Origin of the sequence: Gordonia sp. IEGM753 (assembly GCF_050321825.1) — a bacterium.
In the GTDB taxonomy this organism is placed as follows: domain Bacteria; phylum Pseudomonadota; class Gammaproteobacteria; order Pseudomonadales; family Pseudomonadaceae; genus Aquipseudomonas.
This window is the reverse complement of sequence record NZ_JBNQGB010000008.1, coordinates 206,646-224,091: the sequence shown is the minus strand read 5'-3', so window position 1 is coordinate 224,091 and position 17,446 is coordinate 206,646. Positions and strand designations below refer to the sequence as shown.

Genomic DNA, 17,446 nt, shown 5'->3' with positions numbered 1-17,446 from the left:
TGGGCGCGAGCAAGCTCGCGTTTACTATGGGTTTTAGTGCCCGGCGGTTTTGGAGAACAATTGAATCACCACCACGCCCAACACAATCAACGCCATGCCGAGCATTGCCGGCACGTCCAGTTTCTGTCCGTAAATAAACAGCGCCGCGACGCTGACCATCACGATACCCATGCCGGCCCACACCGCGTAAGCCACGCCGACGGGCACGCTGCGCACCACCAACGTCAGCATCCAGAACGCGATGCCATAACCGACGATGACCAACACCAATGGCAACGGTGTGCTAAAGCCTTTGACTGCTTTCATCGAGACGGTGGCGATCACTTCGGCGCAGATGGCGATGGCCAGGTAGTAGTAAGCAGTCATGGGTGAATCCTCATTGGAAGTGTTGCTTTCTGAGCTCGGCATTCTAGAGACTCTTCAGATGCGGTAAAGTCATTACCTATCGATTTTGAAGATGGGTTGGCCTGATGAACACACAATGGAGCCTAGAGCAGTTGCGGTTGTTTGTGAGCGTAGCGGAACAACGCTCGTTTTCTGCGGTGGCTCGTCATCAGCGCAAGGCGCAATCGGCGGTCAGCAGTTCGATTGCGTTGCTGGAAGACGATTTGGGGCTCAGCCTGTTTGATCGCAGCAGTGGCCGCCAGCCCAAACTTACCGAGGCCGGCACCGCGTTGCTGGAGGAGGCGCGAGAGGTGCTGCGCCAATGCGAGCGCCTCAATGGCCGGGCAATGGCAATGATGCGCGGTCAGGAGGCGCGCTTGCGTGTGGCCCAGGATGAGGCCATGCCTTATCAGCCGATCATCCAGAGTTTTGAAGCGCTGGCCGAAAAATTTCCAAGCGTGGAGGTGCAATTGACCAGTGCCGCTCAGGGTGATGTGGCGCGCAAACTGGTGGAGCGGCGGGCGGATCTGGGCTTGTTGTTTTTTCACGATCAAATTCCCGAAGCCCTTGAACGGCGAGTGCTTGGCAGCGTTGAGATGGTCACCGTGTGCAGCGTCGGGCATCCGTTGGCTGCGCAGGCTGAAGTGGATTGTCAGCAATTGGCCAAGCACCGACAGTTGTTGATGTCTACGCAGTCCAGCGTATACCCCGGCAGTGAGGCCGCCAGCCCGCAAGTCTGGCGTGCCGACAGTTTTTACGTGATGGCCGAGTGGTTGGTGCGTGGCCTCGGTTGGGCCTGGCTGCCACGCCATGTGGTGCAATACCCGGCTTATCAGGGGCAGATGGTTGAGTTGGCAAGCGAATGGACTCCGCCGGCGCTGGTGGTGGAACTGGTTTGGCGTCGCGACGAGCCGCTCGGCCCGGCAGCACGCTGGTTGGCAGAACGTTTTGCCGTGCACTTGCAGGCGATCGGCGAAAAAACCGATAAACTCCGCCGCCATGAATAGAACTCTCTACACCGCGCTGTTTTACCTGGGGCTGCCATTGGTAGCGATTCGGCTGTGGTTACGATCACGCAAGGCGCCGGCCTATGCCAAGCGCATCGGCGAGCGGTTTTCCATCGGGCTGCCGACGATGGTACCGGGTGGCATTTGGGTGCATGCCGTCTCGGTGGGCGAGAGTATTGCCGCGGCGCCGATGATTCGCGCCTTGCTGCAACGTTATCCACAGTTGCCGATTACCGTCACCTGCATGACACCCACCGGATCAGAGCGAATCCAGGCATTGTTCGCCGATGAGCCGCGCATTCAGCACTGTTACTTGCCTTATGACCTGCCATGCGCCGCTGCGCGTTTTCTTGATCGAGTAAAACCTGTGCTTGCGGTGATCATGGAAACCGAGCTGTGGCCCAATCATATTCATCAGTGCGCCAAGCGCGCGATTCCGGTGGCATTGGCCAACGCGCGATTGTCCGAGCGTTCGGCCAGAGGTTATGGCCGCTTCCCGAAACTTACCCGGCCAATGCTCGGTGAGATGAGCCTGTTTGCGGTGCAAACCGAAGCCGAAGCACAACGCCTGCGTGACCTGGGTGCCCGGCCGGAAACGGTCGACGTGACGGGCTCGATCAAGTTTGACCTTACGATCGACCCGCAACTGCTGCAGCGCGCAGGCGAGTTGCGCGCCCAGTGGCAAGCGCTGGAGCGTCCGGTGTGGATTGCGGCCAGTACTCATGAGGGCGAAGACGAGGTGGTGCTGGCGGCGCATCGTCAGCTGCTGGCCAATCATCCGGATGCGTTGCTGATTCTGGTGCCGCGCCATCCGGAGCGTTTCAGCACGGTGTTCGAGCTGTGTCGCCAGCAAGGTTTTGCGACGATTCGCAGGTCCACGGGCGAGTCGGTGACTGGCGCAACGCAGGTGCTGCTGGGCGACACCATGGGCGAGTTGCTGTTCTTGTATGCGCTGGCAGACAGTGCCTTTGTCGGTGGCAGCCTGGTGCCCAACGGCGGCCATAACTTACTCGAGCCTGCCGCGTTGGCAAAACCGGTGTTGAGCGGACCACATCTTTTCAACTTCCTTGAAATTGCCGCGCAGCTGCGTAGCGCCGGAGCGTTGCAGGAAGTGGATGATGCGCAAGGATTGGCGCTGGCAGTGCAGCGCTTGTTCGAATTGCCGAGGGATGCGCAGCGGATGGCCGAGGCAGGATTAAAAGTGATGCGCACCAATCAAGGCGCGTTGCAGCGGTTGTTGAACGGACTCGGCAGGCTGATCAACGATTAACCTGCAGGAGCCGGCGCGCCAGGCTCCTGCGGATTGTTTGTCAAGGTCGTGCTTTGAGTTGCTCTGCTGCAGCCTTCGCCAGGTCCGGTGGCAGGAAGTCCTTGTCCGGGTTGTAGTCAGCCTTGAGGTAGCGTTTCAAATCCTGCAAATCCCCCGGATTCAGCGTGCCCGCAGCCTGCTTCAAACGCAGGTTGTCGAGGATGTAGTCGTAGCGCGTGTTGTTGTAGTTGCGCACTGAGGTGTACAGCTGACGCTGGGCATCGAGCACGTCGACGATGTTGCGCGTACCCACCTGATAACCGATTTCAGTGGCTTCTACCGCACTCTGGTTGGAGATGATCGACTGCTTGCGCGCCTGCACCTGTTCCACGTCCGTGTTTACCGCGCGGTGCAGGTTGCGGGTGCTTTCCACCACTTGGCGACGCAGACCTTCGCGCTGCTGCTCGGATTGATCAAGGCGTGCGTAGGATTCGCGCACTTGGGAGTTGATCAGGCCGCCGCTGTAAATCGGGATGTTCAACTGCAAGCCGACGGTCGTTTGTTCAACGTTACCGCCATAGGGCTGGCCGAAGACGCTTGGGTTGCTGAAACCGAACGAGTCGTTGTCGCCTTTTTCATATTTCGCCACTGCATCCAGCGTCGGAGCATGCCCGGCCTTGCGCTGTTTGAGGGTTTCTTCGGCAGCGCTGACAGCGTAATTGCTCGCCAACAAATTCAGGTTCTGCCTGGCGGCCGTATCGACCCAGGCTTTGGCGTCATTCGGTGTTGGCGGCAGGATCGGCAGCGTGTGCACGATGCCTTGAATCGAGTTGTACTGGCGGTTGGTGAGGGTTATCAGTGCTTCAAACGCATCATCGACCTGGCGTTGCGCAACGATCCGGTTAGCGCGCGCGGTGTCGTAACTCGCTTGCGATTGCAGCACGTCGGTCTTGTCCGACAAGCCCACATCGAAGCGCTCGTTGGACTGATCGAGCTGGCGTTTGAACGCGGCCTCTTCAGCCTTGGTCGAGGCCAGGTTGTCCTGGCTGCGAAGCACGTTGAAATAGTTTTCGGCGGTTTGCAGGATCAGGTTCTGTTCAGTTGCCGAAAGCTGCAAGGCCGCTTGCTCGTTGACGTCCTTGGCCGCTTGAAACTGGAACCAGCGGTCTGCGCGGAACAGTGGCTGTGCCAGGGTCGCCTGATAGGAATGCGCGTCGCGATTGGTGGTGGCCGCAGGCTGGTCGAGTTGGGTCCGGACAGCGGCAACGTTGGCCCCGCCAGAAAGATTAGGCAAAAGCCCAGCACGCGCCTGCGGCACGACTTCTTTTTGCGCCCCATATTGGGCGCGGGCGGCAGCCAGGTCGGCGTTGTTATCCACCGCTTCCTGATAGACGCTGACAAGATCGGTGTTGGTCGATAAGGGCGCTTCTGCTGCCCAGGCCATTCCATTGGAAGCACAAGACACGGCGAGAGCCAGTGAAAGTTTGCGCAGCATGAGGCGATCCCTAAAAAAATTACGCTTATAATTTGCGCCAAAGGTACGACGCGGACTTTTCTACCGTCAAGGCAAGGCATCAAGGTGCGGCATGGGTTGCGAGTGTAGTGGCGCACACGTTCGGCAACAATCCTGTAATTACGCCATTCATCACGGTGTTTACAGCGGTGTTGGCGTTCTTTGCCAGTTGTGTCTAGACTGGCCGGGTTCTTGTCGGGGTGCCTTGCTATGAGGCTGAGATCGAATAATTTCGGATCCCGTTGAACCTGATCAGGTTAGCGCCTGCGTAGGGAACAAGATTTCTCGTCACCCGGCGAGTCCTCTTGTGCTTCGTCCGGGATGTTGTTCGACAATCGAACACCCCTCGAGCACTGAGCACAGCACCCGCTAGTTTTAGCGACGCGTGCGTCCATTCGTTACAGGTTTACTCCGACAAAATTCCACTGCCTGGATGCTGTCTGGAGAGCCCGTGATGACGATAAAATTAAAAAACACTACGAACCTTAGTGATTCGGCCCAAGTCGACCAACAATCGGTTCAGCCGTTTACCCGCTCGCAAAAAATCTATGTGCAGGGCTCTCGCCCGGACATCCTCGTGCCAATGCGCGAAGTCAGCCTCGATGTCACTCCCACCGATTTTGGCGGTGAAATCAACGCCCCGGTCGTGATCTACGACACCTCGGGCCCTTACACCGATCCCAACGTGATCATCGATGTGCGCAAAGGCCTGGCCGATGTGCGCTCGCCGTGGATCGAAGCACGTGGCGATACCGAGCGCCTGCCGGGCTTGAGTTCGAATTTCGGGCGTGAACGTCTCGCCGACGCCGAACTGACCAAGCTGCGTTTCGCCCACGTCAACAACCCGCGCCGCGCCAAGGCTGGCGGCAACGTCACTCAAATGCATTACGCCCGCCAAGGCATCATTACGCCCGAGATGGAGTTCGTTGCCATCCGTGAAAACATGAAGCTTGAAGTGGCACGTGCTTCTGGCCTGTTGGACCAACAGCACGCCGGTTACAGCTTCGGCGCCAGCGTGCCGAAAATCATCACCCCGGAATTTGTCCGTGAAGAGATTGCCCGCGGTCGCGCGATCATTCCGGCCAACATCAACCACACCGAACTGGAACCGATGATCATCGGCCGTAACTTCCTGGTGAAGATCAACGGCAACATCGGCAACAGCGCCTTGGGGTCGTCCATCGAAGAAGAAGTGGCGAAGCTGACCTGGGGCATTCGTTGGGGGGCGGACAACATCATGGACCTCTCCACCGGCAAGCATATTCACGAAACCCGCGAGTGGATTATCCGCAACTCGCCGGTGCCTATCGGTACCGTACCGATTTACCAGGCGCTGGAAAAAGTCGGCGGCGCGGCAGAAGACCTGACCTGGGAACTGTTCCGTGACACGTTGATCGAGCAGGCCGAGCAAGGTGTCGACTACTTCACCATCCACGCTGGCGTGTTACTGCGCTACGTGCCGCTGACCGCCAAGCGAGTTACCGGCATTGTTTCGCGTGGCGGCTCGATCATGGCCAAGTGGTGCCTGGCGCATCACAAAGAGAACTTCGCCTACACCCATTTCGAAGAAATCTGCGAAATCATGAAGGCCTACGACGTCAGCTTTTCGCTGGGCGATGGCCTGCGTCCGGGCTCGATTGCCGATGCCAACGACGCTGCACAATTCGGTGAGCTGGAAACCCTTGGCGAGCTGACCAAGATTGCCTGGAAGCACGACGTGCAAACGATGATCGAAGGCCCTGGCCACGTGCCGATGCAGTTGATCAAAGAGAACATGGACAAGCAGCTCGAGTGCTGTGACGAGGCACCGTTCTATACCCTGGGCCCGCTGACCACCGACATTGCACCAGGTTATGACCACATCACCTCGGGCATCGGTGCTGCAATGATCGGCTGGTTTGGTTGCGCGATGTTGTGCTACGTCACGCCTAAAGAGCACTTGGGGTTGCCGAACAAGGATGACGTGAAAACCGGGATCATCACCTACAAGATCGCGGCCCATGCCGCCGATCTTGCAAAGGGGCATCCGGGCGCACAGATTCGCGACAACGCCTTGAGCAAGGCACGTTTCGAATTCCGTTGGGAAGACCAGTTCAACCTGGGGCTCGATCCCGATACCGCACGCTCGTATCACGATGAAACCCTGCCGAAGGATTCGGCCAAGGTCGCGCACTTCTGCTCCATGTGCGGGCCGAAATTCTGCTCGATGAAAATTACCCAGGAAGTGCGCGTCTACGCCGCTAACCAGCGTATCGAAACCATCGACGCCGAAGTCGCCCAGGGATTGGCAGACCAGGCTGAGCGGTTCAAGCGCGAAGGCAGTCAGCTGTACAAGAAAGTTTGAACTGACCTGAAACGGTGGGGCCCGCAAGGCCCCATCGCCAGCAGGCTGGCTCCCACATTGGATCTGTGACGTTCACAGGTCTGCTGTGGGAGCCAGCCTGCCGGCGATTGAGATCTACACAACAACAAATATCCCTCCGAGATAACACCTTGAGCATTCAACCCAGCACTTACTCACCCGACATCGCAGTACCGATCGACAAACGTGTGTTCGGTGGTCGCGACCTGTTTTCCCTGTGGTTCTCCCTCGGCATTGGCCTGATGGTGCTGCAGACCGGCGCTCTGCTGGCGCCAGGCCTGGGCCTGTCCGGTTCGCTGCTGGCGATTTTCCTCGGTACGCTGGTCGGCGTACTGCTGCTGGCCTGTGTCGGCGTAATCGGCAGTGACACGGGCCTGTCGTCGATGGCCGCACTCAAACTCAGCCTCGGCAGCAAAGGCGCGAGCCTGCCGGCGTTACTCAATCTGCTGCAATTGATCGGTTGGGGGTCGTTCGAAATCATCGTCATGCGTGACGCCGCCAGCCTGTTGGGTGCGCGGGCATTCAGCGAAGGCAGCCTGTTTACCAGTCCGTTGCTCTGGACGTTGATCTTCGGTGCCTTGGCCACCTTGCTGGCGGTCAGCGGCCCGCTGACTTTTGTACGGCAAATTCTTCGCAAATGGGGCATCTGGCTGCTGCTGGCCGCGTGCATCTGGTTGACCTGGAACCTGTTCGCCAAAGCGGATCTGGCCGCGTTATGGGCGCAGGCCGGCGATGGCACGATGCCGTTTGCCGTGGGCTTCGACATTGCTATCGCCATGCCGTTGTCGTGGTTGCCGTTGATTGCCGATTACTCGCGTTTCGGCAAACGTGCGAAAAATGTATTCGGCGGCACGGCGGTCGGCTTCTTTATCGGTAATTTCTGGCTGATGAGCCTGGGCGTGGCCTACACCCTGGCGTTCGCGCCGAGCGGTGAAGTGAATGCCTTGCTGTTGGCGTTGGCCGGTGCTGGCCTGGGGATTCCGCTGCTGCTGATTCTGCTGGACGAGTCTGAAAACGCGTTTGCCGATATCCATTCGGCGGCCGTTTCCAGCGGGATTCTGTTGCGCTTGAAGGTCGAGCACCTGGCGTTGGCCATCGGCGTGATCTGCACCTTGATCGCGTGCCTGGCACCGTTGGCGCAGTACCAGAATTTCCTGCTGTTGATCGGTTCTGTATTCGCGCCGCTGTTCGGCGTGGTGCTGGTTGATCACTTCATCCTGCGCAAGCGCAGCGCACGGGTGGCATCAGCCGGATTACGCTGGCCGGCGCTGCTCGCCTGGTTGGGCGGTGTCAGCACCTATCACTTGCTGGCTAATCTGTACCCGGACATCGGCGCAACCCTGCCATCGTTGATCCTGGCAGGGCTGCTGCAACTGGTGCTGGGTCGGGCCTTCAGTTACGGCCGGGGAACAGCTCAGGCTTGATGATGCCGTTCAGGCGAGGGTAGGGGATCTTCAGTTCGACGTGGCCCAACGCGTAAGGCGCAATGGTGCTGGTTTCGTACTTGAGGATCACCCCGCCATAGGTCAGTGCCACGTTTTGGGTTTTCTGGAACGGCCAGCTCTTGACGTACTCGGGCTCTTGATCAAGTTTGGTGCTGATCAGCCAGCTGTTGTGCGCCACTTGTGCAGCCTTCCAGAACGCTTCTTCCTGTCCGGGCACCAACATGTCCGACAGCGTCAGCACCTTGTGTTGCTGGCGCGAATAGTTGATGAAGCTGCGGCCCGGCGTGCCATGCGCGCCGCCGGTGTCCAGGTAGCTGGAAAACTCAACGATCACCAAGCCGTCATGCTGCTCACGTACCTTGGCTTGCAAATAGCTGCTGTAACGCGGGCCGGCGGTGCGCAAAAACTCATCCCGATAAGCCGCCAGCGTGGGTGCAACCGGTGCTTCAGGCGAGGTACGGGTCATTTGCAGCAGGCGTTTTTCAACAATGCCATCCAGTTGCGGTTCGCCCGGGAAGCGCAGTGTGTCGATATTCACCAGCGGGCAATCCGGCGTCGTGCAGCCCGGCTTCAACTGTTCGGAAGCGTCGCGGGTAACGTCCAGCGGCGTCCGGTAATTGGGCTGGAACAGGCTTTGGCACGCACCCAGGGTCAGGGCGATTGCAGCCACGGAGGCGATTTTAAAAAGTGACATGGGCGTCCTTCATAAAACAGGGAAAGGCGAAAAGTTATCCGCTTCGACTATCAACGAAGCGGTCAGTTCGCCACTAAGCTAATTAGAGTTGGTTTCGCCTTCACCGTCTATCCCGCTGACGGGAAAGGGGCTGCATCAAACGTCACGAGCGCGTTAGGATGGCGCGAAGTCGAGGCTGGAGCCTCGGTGCAGATACGAGGATTGTCATGCCTGATTTTGCCAACGCCATACCGACCGTCGTTGATATCGTTCAGCGCGAAAGATGCTACGAGGGCTTCTACAAGCTCGACCGTGTGCACTTGCGCCATGAGTTGTTCGCCGGAGGCATGAGTCGCGAGATCAACCGTGAAGTGTTTTTACGTCACGATGCAGTTTGCGTTCTGCCCTACGATCCGCAGCGTGACGAAGTCGTGCTGATCGAGCAGTTTCGCGTCGGTGCCATGGGCAAGACCGACAACCCGTGGTTGATCGAGCTGGTCGCTGGTCTGATCGACAAGGATGAAGTGCCGGAAGAAGTTGCTCACCGCGAAGCGCAGGAGGAAGCTGGGCTGGTATTCGGGGCACTCTGGCCGATGACCAAGTATTTCCCGTCACCGGGCGGCAGCAATGAGTTTGTGCATTTGTTCCTGGGGCGTTGCGAGACAACCGGTGTCGGCGGCCTGCACGGGCTGGTGGAGGAAGCAGAAGATATTCGTGTAACGGTCTGGGCGTTCGACGATGCCCTGCAGGCCGTACGCGATGGACGAATTGCCAACGCGGCCAGCATCATTGCCTTGCAATGGTTAGCTTTGAACCGCGCTGAAGTGAGGGGGTTATGGTCGTAAACAAGTTGCGCGATCGCTACAGGGTCGATCTTGCGGGGCTGCAAGCCTCCTGCGAGGCGAACTACGCGCGCCTGATGCGACTGTTGCCAGATATGCGCAGCGAGCCTGCGGCGCGGCGCATTGCCGTGACCCATGGCGACCAGATGCTTGGGGTGCTGGCGCTCGAAGTGTTGCAGGTGTGCCCGTACACCACGACGCTGCAAGTGCGCCAGGAGCACAGCCTGCCGTGGCTGCCGGTGCCGCAACTGGAGGTCCAGGTTTATCACGATGCCTGCATGGCCGAAGTCGTGAGTGCCGAACATGCACGACGTTTCCGTGGGATCTATCCTTACCCGAACGCCTCGATGCATCAGCCAGACGAAAAGGCCCAACTGAACCTGTTTCTCGGCGAATGGCTGAGCCATTGCCTGGCGCTGGGGCATGAGTACGAAGTGGTGCGCTAACCTTGAACTGCAGTTGTGAACTGCGTCAGGTTCACAGATTTCCTCTTTTGTTTGTCTCCCAGCATAATTGCGGCACCCGACCCATCCCGTGATTCAGCCCTGGGAGAACGCCTTGCCGAGCGTATCCACATTGACCACAGCCGATTCGGCATTGCTGGTGCAGCTGTCCGACAGTCATCTGTTTGCCGAGGCAGACGGTAGTTTGCTGGGCATGAAAACACGTGAGAGCTTGCAAAAAGTGATCGAGCTGGTGCGGCTGCAACAGCCACGCATCGACCTGATTGTTGCCAGCGGCGATTTGTCTCAGGACGGTACGCTTGAGTCCTACCAGCAATTTCGTGACCTGACGCGGCAGATCGATGCGCCTGCGCGGTGGATTCCCGGCAATCACGACGAACCGCAGGTCATGGCTGAAGCCGCGGTGCAGAGCGCATTTCTGGAGCCGGTGGTCGACTTGGGGAATTGGCGTATCACCTTGCTTGACTCAGCAGTCCCGGGTTCGGTGCCGGGGTACCTGCAGGACGAGCAATTGCAGTTACTGGCCCGGTCGTTGAGCGAGGCGGCGGAACGCCATCATCTGGTGTGCTTTCACCACCATCCGGTGCCGATCGGTTGTGCATGGATGGAGCCTATCGGGTTACGCAACCCGGAGGCACTGTTCGCCGTGCTGGACCGGTTCCCGCAGGTGCGTGCGGTGCTTTGGGGGCATGTGCATCAGGAAATCGACCAAACACGCAACGGGGTGCGATTGCTGGCATCACCGTCGACCTGCATTCAGTTCGAACCGGGCAGTGATGATTTCAAGGTTGGGGAGCAGGCGCCGGGGTATCGCTGGTTGCGGTTGTTACCGGACGGGCGGCTCGAAACCGGTGTGGAGCGCGTGACCGGCTTCGATTTTCAGGTGGATTACGGTTCTAACGGTTACTGACAAAATCTTCGGCGGCTCCTGCAGGGTTCGTGGCACCCAATGTGCCCGATCCCTGTAAACTCCGTGTCTTTACCCGACGCACAGGGAGTCCAAATGGCCGGTTCGATCCTCTATATCCATGGCTTCAACAGCGCGCCGTCGTCCCAAAAGGCGACTCAGCTGGTTGAAGTGATGACGCGTATCGGCTTGGGCGATCAGTTGCGCGTTCCCGCGTTGCATCACCATCCGCGTGAGGCCATCGGTCAGTTGGAACAGGCAATTTCCCAGCTCGACCGGCCACTGCTGGTCGGCAGCTCACTCGGCGGCTACTATGCGACTCACCTGGCCGAGCGCCATGGCCTGAAGGCCTTGCTGGTCAACCCTGCGGTCAGCCCGCACCGGATGTTCGACGGGTATCTGGGGACGCAGAAAAACCTGTACACCGAAGAGACCTGGGAACTAACCCACGACCACGTAACGGCCCTGGCCGAGCTGGAAGTGCCGGCGCCGCAGGATCCTGCGCGGTATCAGGTGTGGTTGCAAACCGGCGATGAAACGCTGGATTATCGCCTCGCCCAGCAGTATTACCGAGCCTGTGCATTGCGCATTCAGGCCGGCGGCGACCATGGCTACCAAGGTTTTGCCGCGCAACTTCCGGCGATGTTGAGTTTTGCCGGCATCGGCGCAGATTTGTATCAGGCGATTGATTTCACTGCACTGTGATTGTTCGCCCCCTTTTTTAACGAACACTGACGACGAGACCCCATGGCCACTCCCAGCGCTAGCTCTTATAACGCAGACGCCATCGAAGTCCTCTCGGGCCTCGACCCGGTGCGTAAACGCCCCGGCATGTACACCGACACCAGTCGGCCGAACCACCTTGCCCAAGAAGTCATCGACAACAGTGTCGACGAAGCCTTGGCCGGGCACGCGACCTCGGTGCAGGTCATCCTGCACGCCGATCACTCCCTGGAAGTCAGCGATGACGGCCGTGGCATGCCGGTGGACATTCACCCGGAAGAGGGCGTGTCGGGTGTTGAGCTGATCCTCACCAAGCTGCATGCGGGCGGCAAGTTTTCCAATAAGAATTACCAGTTCTCCGGCGGTTTGCACGGGGTGGGTATTTCGGTGGTCAACGCCTTGTCGAACGAAGTCCGGGTACGCGTGAAGCGTGACGGCAACGAATACCAAATGACGTTCGCCGATGGTTACAAAAAAACCGAACTGGAAGTGATCGGCACCGTTGGCAAACGCAACACCGGCACCAGCGTGTTTTTTGCGCCAGATCCGAAATATTTTGATTCGCCGAAATTCTCCATCAGCCGCCTCAAGCACGTACTCAAGGCCAAGGCCGTTCTGTGCCCAGGGTTGCTGGTCAGTTTTGAAGACAAGGCCACCGGCGAAAAAGTTGAATGGCATTACGAAGACGGTTTGCGTTCGTATCTTGTCGATGCGGTCAACCAATTCGAACGCCTTCCGGATGAGCCATTTTGCGGCAGCCTGGCCGGTAACAAAGAAGCGGTGGATTGGGCGCTGTTGTGGTTGCCGGAAGGTGGCGACAGCGTGCAGGAAAGCTACGTCAACCTGATCCCGACGGCCCAGGGAGGTACTCACGTCAACGGTTTGCGCCAAGGCTTGCTCGATGCCATGCGCGAATTCTGTGAGTTCCGCAGCCTGCTGCCGCGTGGCGTGAAGCTGGCGCCGGAAGACGTCTGGGAGCGTATCGCTTTCGTCCTGTCGATGAAGATGCAAGAGCCGCAATTCTCCGGCCAGACCAAAGAACGCTTGTCCTCGCGTGAAGCCGCAGCGTTTGTTTCCGGTGTGGTCAAGGACGCCTTCAGTCTGTGGCTTAACGCCAACCCGGAAACCGGCATGCTGCTGGCGGAGTTGGCGATCAACAACGCCGGTCGTCGCCTCAAGGCCAGCAAGAAGGTCGAGCGTAAGCGCATCACGGCGGGGCCGGCGCTGCCAGGCAAACTGGCCGATTGCGCCGGGCAAGACCCGATGCGCTCCGAGCTGTTCCTGGTGGAAGGTGACTCCGCCGGCGGGTCGGCCAAGCAGGCGCGAGACAAAGAGTTTCAAGCGATCTTGCCGTTGCGCGGCAAAATTCTGAACACCTGGGAAGTTGATGGCAGCGAAGTGCTCGCCAGCCAGGAAGTGCATAACATCGCCGTGGCCATCGGTGTCGATCCTGGCTCGGCGGACATCGCGCAGCTGCGTTACGGCAAAATCTGCATCCTCGCCGACGCCGACTCCGACGGTCTGCACATCGCGACCTTGCTGTGCGCGTTGTTCGTCCAGCATTTTCGCCCGTTGGTGGATGCCGGCCACGTCTACGTCGCGATGCCGCCGCTGTACCGGATCGACCTCGGCAAAGAGATTTACTACGCCCTCGACGAAGCCGAGCGTGACGGCATCCTTGATCGTCTGGTGGCCGAGAAGAAACGCGGCAAGCCGCAGGTCACCCGATTTAAAGGCCTGGGTGAAATGAACCCGCCGCAGCTGCGCGAAACCACCATGGACCCGAACACTCGGCGTCTGGTGCAGCTGACGCTGGACGATTTCGAAGCGACCTCGGAAATGATGGACATGCTGCTGGCAAAGAAACGCGCCGGTGATCGCAAGTCCTGGCTGGAATCCAAAGGCAACCTGGCCGAGGTTCTTGGTTGATGCGGGTTGGCTTTGCCCTGGCGTGTGCGTTACTTCTGACCTCGGTGTCGGCATTTGCCGAACCGGCTCCGCAGTTGCGCCTGTTATCCGAGCATGCGGTGGACGGAATGCGCGGCGGCAACCTGTCGGGGTTGGCGCAGTGCGGCAAAGATTTGTGGACGGTTTCTGATCGCGATGATGATCAAATCTACCGTCTCGATACCCGCGAAAACACCTGGCAGGCCGAGGCCGTGCACATCGATGTGCCTGCCGTGCCGCCCAGCGGATTGCCGTGGGGGCTAAGTTCGCGAACCTGGGCTGCGTCGTTCGTGCGCGGTGGCGATCTGGACTTCGAAGGCATCACCTGTGACAGCGCCGGTAATCGCTACATTGTCAGTGAAGCCCATGCAGCAGTGCTGCAAGTGCCGCCCGAGGGGCCTGCATCCTGGTTGAAAATCACCCCCATGCTGGTGCGCGAAGCACGGGCCAGCGGCATGTTGTTGCACTTCAATGCATTGTTTGAAGGCCTGGCGATCAACCCGGCCGGTGACAAACTGTGGTTGGCGGCTGAACGTGAGCGCCGTGGTTTGTTGTTGATCAAACGCCAGCAAACTGTCTGGGACTGCGAGGCAGGCTGCGTGCTGTTGAGTGAGGCGGGGCTGGAAATGCAACCGGCCCAGTTTCCCAAGGCCCGCGCGGTTTCCCGGGACTTTGCCGATCTATCATTATTCAACGGCAAGCTGTTTACCTTGGAGCGCAACGCATTTGAGATTTGTCGTCGCGATGCAGACACCGGCAAGGTAGAGCGCTGCTGGTCTTTTGCTGAAGACGCACTGCAGGAAAACCGTCGTTATCCACAGGCCTATGGCTTGGCGGAAGCGTTGGTCGTGGACGCCGATGGCGCCTGGATAGGCATCGACAACAACAACGGTGCGCGCGCCGATGGTGAAGTCCGCCCGATTGTCTGGCGCTTTGCCGCGCCTGATGGTGGCTGGAGTGCCAAACCGTGAGCCAACAACCGCCGGGCAAGCGTGCCGGCCGAGTATTGCTGGTGTTGGCATGGTGCGCCGGGTTGTTTCTGGCCACGCGTTTTTTTGGTGATTGGGAGGCGCGTCAGCAAAATCCCAACGTCGTCGTCAGCACGGAGCAGGGCGAAGGCTTTATCGAAGTGAAACTGGTGAGTAACACCCAGGGACATTTCGTCGCCAGCGGCCAGATCAATGGCCAGCCGGTAGATTTCATGCTGGATACCGGGGCCACCGACGTGGCGATCCCGGCAGAAATGGCCGAACGGCTGAAGCTGGAACAAGGCTTCGGGGTGACCCTGAGCACGGCCAATGGTCGTACCGAGGGCTATCGAACCCGCATCGAACGGCTGCAACTGGGCGATATTGTGTTGCGTGATGTGCGTGCCATCGTCGTGCCAGGCCTGGATGGCAATCAAGTGCTGCTCGGTATGAGCGCACTGAACAAACTTGAATTTACCCAGCGCGGTGGCACCATGCTGCTGCGCCAGACAACGAACCGATGAGGCCCGCATGAGCGACTCCCTTGATCTCAGCCTGGACGGTGTAGAGCGCCGGTCACTGGCTGACTTCACCGAAAATGCCTACCTCAACTACTCCATGTACGTGATCATGGACCGTGCTTTGCCGCATATCGGCGACGGCCTGAAACCGGTACAGCGACGCATCATCTATGCGATGAGCGAGTTGGGGCTGGATGCCGATTCCAAGCACAAGAAATCGGCGCGTACCGTCGGTGACGTGCTCGGCAAGTTTCACCCGCACGGCGATTCGGCGTGCTACGAAGCCATGGTGCTGATGGCTCAGCCATTCAGCTATCGCTACACGTTGGTCGACGGCCAGGGTAACTGGGGTGCGCCGGATGATCCCAAGTCCTTCGCCGCCATGCGTTACACCGAGGCGCGGTTGTCGCGTTACTCCGAAGTGCTGCTCAGTGAGCTGGGCCAGGGCACTGCGGATTGGGGGCCGAACTTTGACGGCACTCTCGATGAGCCGCTGGTGTTGCCGGCACGATTGCCGAATATTCTGCTCAACGGCACCACCGGTATCGCCGTCGGCATGGCCACGGACGTTCCGCCGCATAACCTGCGTGAAGTCGCTACTGCGTGCGTACGTTTGCTCGATGAGCCGAAAGCAACGGTCGAACAGCTCTGCGAGCACATTCAGGGCCCGGATTACCCGACCGAAGCGGAAATCATCACACCGCGCGCCGATCTGCTGAAAATGTACGAAACCGGCAAGGGCTCGGTGCGTATGCGCGCCGTTTATCACATCGAAGACGGCGACATCATCGTCACCGCGTTGCCGCATCAGGTATCCGGTGCCAAGGTGCTGGAACAGATTGCGGCCATGATGCAGGCCAAACCGTCCAAAGCCCCACAGATTGCCGACCTGCGAGACGAGTCCGATCACGAAAACCCATGCCGGATTGTGATTATCCCCGGTGCTCGCAAGAACTTTGACCACGATGCGTTGATGCAGCATCTTTTCGCCAGCACCGAGCTGGAGTCGAGCTACCGCGTCAACATCAACATCATCGGCCTGGATGGCAAGCCGCAGCTGAAAAACCTGCGGGCGTTGCTGGTCGAGTGGCTGGAGTTCCGCGTTCAAACCGTGCGTCGTCGTCTGCAATTCCGTCTCGACAAGGTCGAGCGTCGCTTGCACCTGTTGGACGGTTTGTTGATTGCCTACCTCAACCTGGATGAAGTCATTCATATCATCCGCACCGAGGAGCACCCGAAAGCCGCATTGATCGCGCGTTTCGCTCTTAGCGAGATTCAGGCGGACTACATTCTCGATACCCGCTTGCGTCAATTGGCGCGGCTGGAAGAAATGAAGTTGCGCGCCGAGCAAGATGAACTGCTCAAGGAACAAGCCAAGCTGCAAGCCCTGCTGGGCAGCGAAGCCAAGCTGAAAAAACTGGTGCGCACCGAGTTGATCAAGGACGCCGAAACCTACGGTGATGATCGTCGTTCGCCAATCGTCGAGCGTGCAGAGGCCAAGGCCCTGACCGAGCACGATCTGCTGCCAAACGAGAAAGTGACCGTCGTGCTGTCGGAAAAAGGCTGGGTTCGCTCTGCCAAAGGGCACGAAATCGATGCAACCGGGCTTTCCTACAAGGCTGGGGATGGTTTCAAGGCCCTGGCTTCCGGGCGCTCCAACCAGTTTGCGGTGTTTATCGACTCCACTGGCCGCAGCTATTCGGTGGCCGCGCACACCTTGCCATCGGCTCGCGGACAGGGCGAGCCGTTGACCGGTCGTCTGACGCCGCCACCCGGCGCCACGTTCGAATGTGTGTTGATGCCTGAAGATGATTCGCTGTACGTGATTGCGTCTGACGCCGGTTACGGGTTCGTGGTCAAGGGCGAAGACTTCCAGGCCAAGAACAAGGCAGGTAAGGCGCTGTTGAGCTTGCCGAACAATTCGAAAGTCATTCTTCCGCGCCCTGTCACGGATCGCGAGAACAACTGGTTGGCTTCGGTGACCACTGAAGGACGTCTTTTGATCTTCAAAATCAGTGACTTGCCGCAGCTGGGCAAGGGTAAGGGCAACAAGATCATCGGTATTTCCGGTGAGCGTGTGGCCAATCGCGAAGAATATGTTACCGATATCGCGGTGATTCCGGACGGTGCCACGTTGGTACTACAGGCCGGCAAACGTACTTTGTCACTGAAAGCTGATGACCTCGAACACTACAAAGGTGAGCGTGGTCGCCGTGGTAACAAGTTGCCACGTGGCTTTCAGAGGGTGGATGCACTGCTCGTCGAAAACCTCAATTAAGCGTACTAGAGCGCTCGATCTACGATTTAACGCGTAGATCGACGCTTTCGCGCTGGAGTCGGAACGCATATTCACGGATGATATGGCCTTTCAAGCGCCGGCGTGGCCGAGCGTTCTTCATATTTATTGAGTATTTTCACTGTGGTTAGCCTTGTGGCAACCA

15 protein-coding genes and 1 riboswitch are annotated in these 17,446 nt (G+C 58.8%); of the genes, 12 read left to right on the top strand and 3 right to left on the bottom strand.

Annotated features, from left to right (window positions below):
- Positions 1-33: 33 nt before the first annotated feature.
- Positions 34-366: a DMT family transporter gene (locus ACQR3R_RS28255; RefSeq protein ID WP_015093202.1), complete on the bottom strand. Its 333-nt coding sequence runs from the start codon at positions 364-366 to the stop codon at positions 34-36.
- A gap of 104 nt (positions 367-470) precedes the next feature.
- Between ACQR3R_RS28255 and ACQR3R_RS28250 the strand changes: the two genes are divergently transcribed.
- Both ACQR3R_RS28250 and waaA read left to right on the top strand, forming a co-directional pair.
- A complete protein-coding gene (locus tag ACQR3R_RS28250; RefSeq protein ID WP_428277606.1) occupies positions 471-1,391 on the top strand; it encodes a LysR substrate-binding domain-containing protein in 921 nt (306 codons plus the stop codon).
- Positions 1,384-2,661, top strand: a complete 1,278-nt coding sequence (gene waaA, locus ACQR3R_RS28245; protein ID WP_428277604.1) for a lipid IV(A) 3-deoxy-D-manno-octulosonic acid transferase — start codon at positions 1,384-1,386, stop codon at positions 2,659-2,661. The genes ACQR3R_RS28250 and waaA overlap by 8 nt, the downstream gene beginning before the upstream one ends.
- Before the next feature lie 40 nt (positions 2,662-2,701).
- Here waaA and ACQR3R_RS28240 read toward each other — a convergent pair whose 3' ends face one another.
- Complete coding sequence (locus tag ACQR3R_RS28240) at positions 2,702-4,135, bottom strand: TolC family outer membrane protein (protein WP_428277602.1); 1,434 nt, start codon at positions 4,133-4,135, stop codon at positions 2,702-2,704.
- 204 nt (positions 4,136-4,339) lie between these two features.
- Positions 4,340-4,445: riboswitch (TPP riboswitch) on the top strand.
- Between the two features lie 141 nt (positions 4,446-4,586).
- Here ACQR3R_RS28240 and thiC point away from each other — a divergent pair.
- Both thiC and cytX read left to right on the top strand, forming a co-directional pair.
- Positions 4,587-6,497 carry a phosphomethylpyrimidine synthase ThiC gene (gene thiC, locus ACQR3R_RS28235; RefSeq protein ID WP_428277600.1) on the top strand — a complete coding sequence of 637 codons (1,911 nt, stop codon included), beginning with the start codon at positions 4,587-4,589 and terminating at the stop codon, positions 6,495-6,497.
- Positions 6,498-6,646: 149 nt separating this feature from the next.
- Positions 6,647-7,939, top strand: coding sequence for a putative hydroxymethylpyrimidine transporter CytX (cytX, locus tag ACQR3R_RS28230; RefSeq protein ID WP_428277598.1), 1,293 nt, complete (start codon positions 6,647-6,649; stop codon positions 7,937-7,939).
- Here cytX and ACQR3R_RS28225 read toward each other — a convergent pair.
- Complete coding sequence (locus ACQR3R_RS28225) at positions 7,908-8,654, bottom strand: DUF3298 domain-containing protein (RefSeq protein WP_428277596.1); 747 nt, start codon at positions 8,652-8,654, stop codon at positions 7,908-7,910. The genes cytX and ACQR3R_RS28225 overlap by 32 nt on opposite strands.
- Positions 8,655-8,860: 206 nt before the next feature.
- Between ACQR3R_RS28225 and ACQR3R_RS28220 the strand changes: the two genes are divergently transcribed.
- From ACQR3R_RS28220 to parC, 8 genes are all read left to right on the top strand, one after another.
- Positions 8,861-9,478 (top strand): NUDIX domain-containing protein, encoded by a 618-nt coding sequence (locus ACQR3R_RS28220; protein ID WP_428277594.1) that lies wholly within the window; start codon positions 8,861-8,863, stop codon positions 9,476-9,478.
- Complete coding sequence (locus ACQR3R_RS28215; RefSeq protein WP_428277592.1) at positions 9,469-9,921, top strand: DUF1249 domain-containing protein; 453 nt, start codon at positions 9,469-9,471, stop codon at positions 9,919-9,921. The genes ACQR3R_RS28220 and ACQR3R_RS28215 overlap by 10 nt, the downstream gene beginning before the upstream one ends.
- 88 nt (positions 9,922-10,009) lie before the next feature.
- Positions 10,010-10,849 (top strand): 3',5'-cyclic-AMP phosphodiesterase, encoded by an 840-nt coding sequence (gene cpdA / locus ACQR3R_RS28210; RefSeq protein ID WP_428277590.1) that lies wholly within the window; start codon positions 10,010-10,012, stop codon positions 10,847-10,849.
- Positions 10,850-10,942: 93 nt separating this feature from the next.
- Positions 10,943-11,551, top strand: a complete 609-nt coding sequence (locus ACQR3R_RS28205) for a YqiA/YcfP family alpha/beta fold hydrolase (RefSeq protein ID WP_428277588.1) — start codon at positions 10,943-10,945, stop codon at positions 11,549-11,551.
- Between the two features lie 42 nt (positions 11,552-11,593).
- A complete protein-coding gene (parE, locus tag ACQR3R_RS28200; protein WP_428277586.1) occupies positions 11,594-13,498 on the top strand; it encodes a DNA topoisomerase IV subunit B in 1,905 nt (634 codons plus the stop codon).
- Positions 13,498-14,487, top strand: a complete 990-nt coding sequence (locus ACQR3R_RS28195) for an esterase-like activity of phytase family protein (RefSeq protein ID WP_428277584.1) — start codon at positions 13,498-13,500, stop codon at positions 14,485-14,487. The genes parE and ACQR3R_RS28195 overlap by 1 nt, the downstream gene beginning before the upstream one ends.
- Positions 14,484-15,008 (top strand): TIGR02281 family clan AA aspartic protease, encoded by a 525-nt coding sequence (locus ACQR3R_RS28190; RefSeq protein ID WP_428277582.1) that lies wholly within the window; start codon positions 14,484-14,486, stop codon positions 15,006-15,008. Before ACQR3R_RS28195 ends, ACQR3R_RS28190 begins: the two co-directional genes overlap by 4 nt.
- Before the next feature lie 7 nt (positions 15,009-15,015).
- Positions 15,016-17,283: a DNA topoisomerase IV subunit A gene (parC, locus tag ACQR3R_RS28185; RefSeq protein WP_428277580.1), complete on the top strand. Its 2,268-nt coding sequence runs from the start codon at positions 15,016-15,018 to the stop codon at positions 17,281-17,283.
- Positions 17,284-17,446 lie beyond the last annotated feature (163 nt).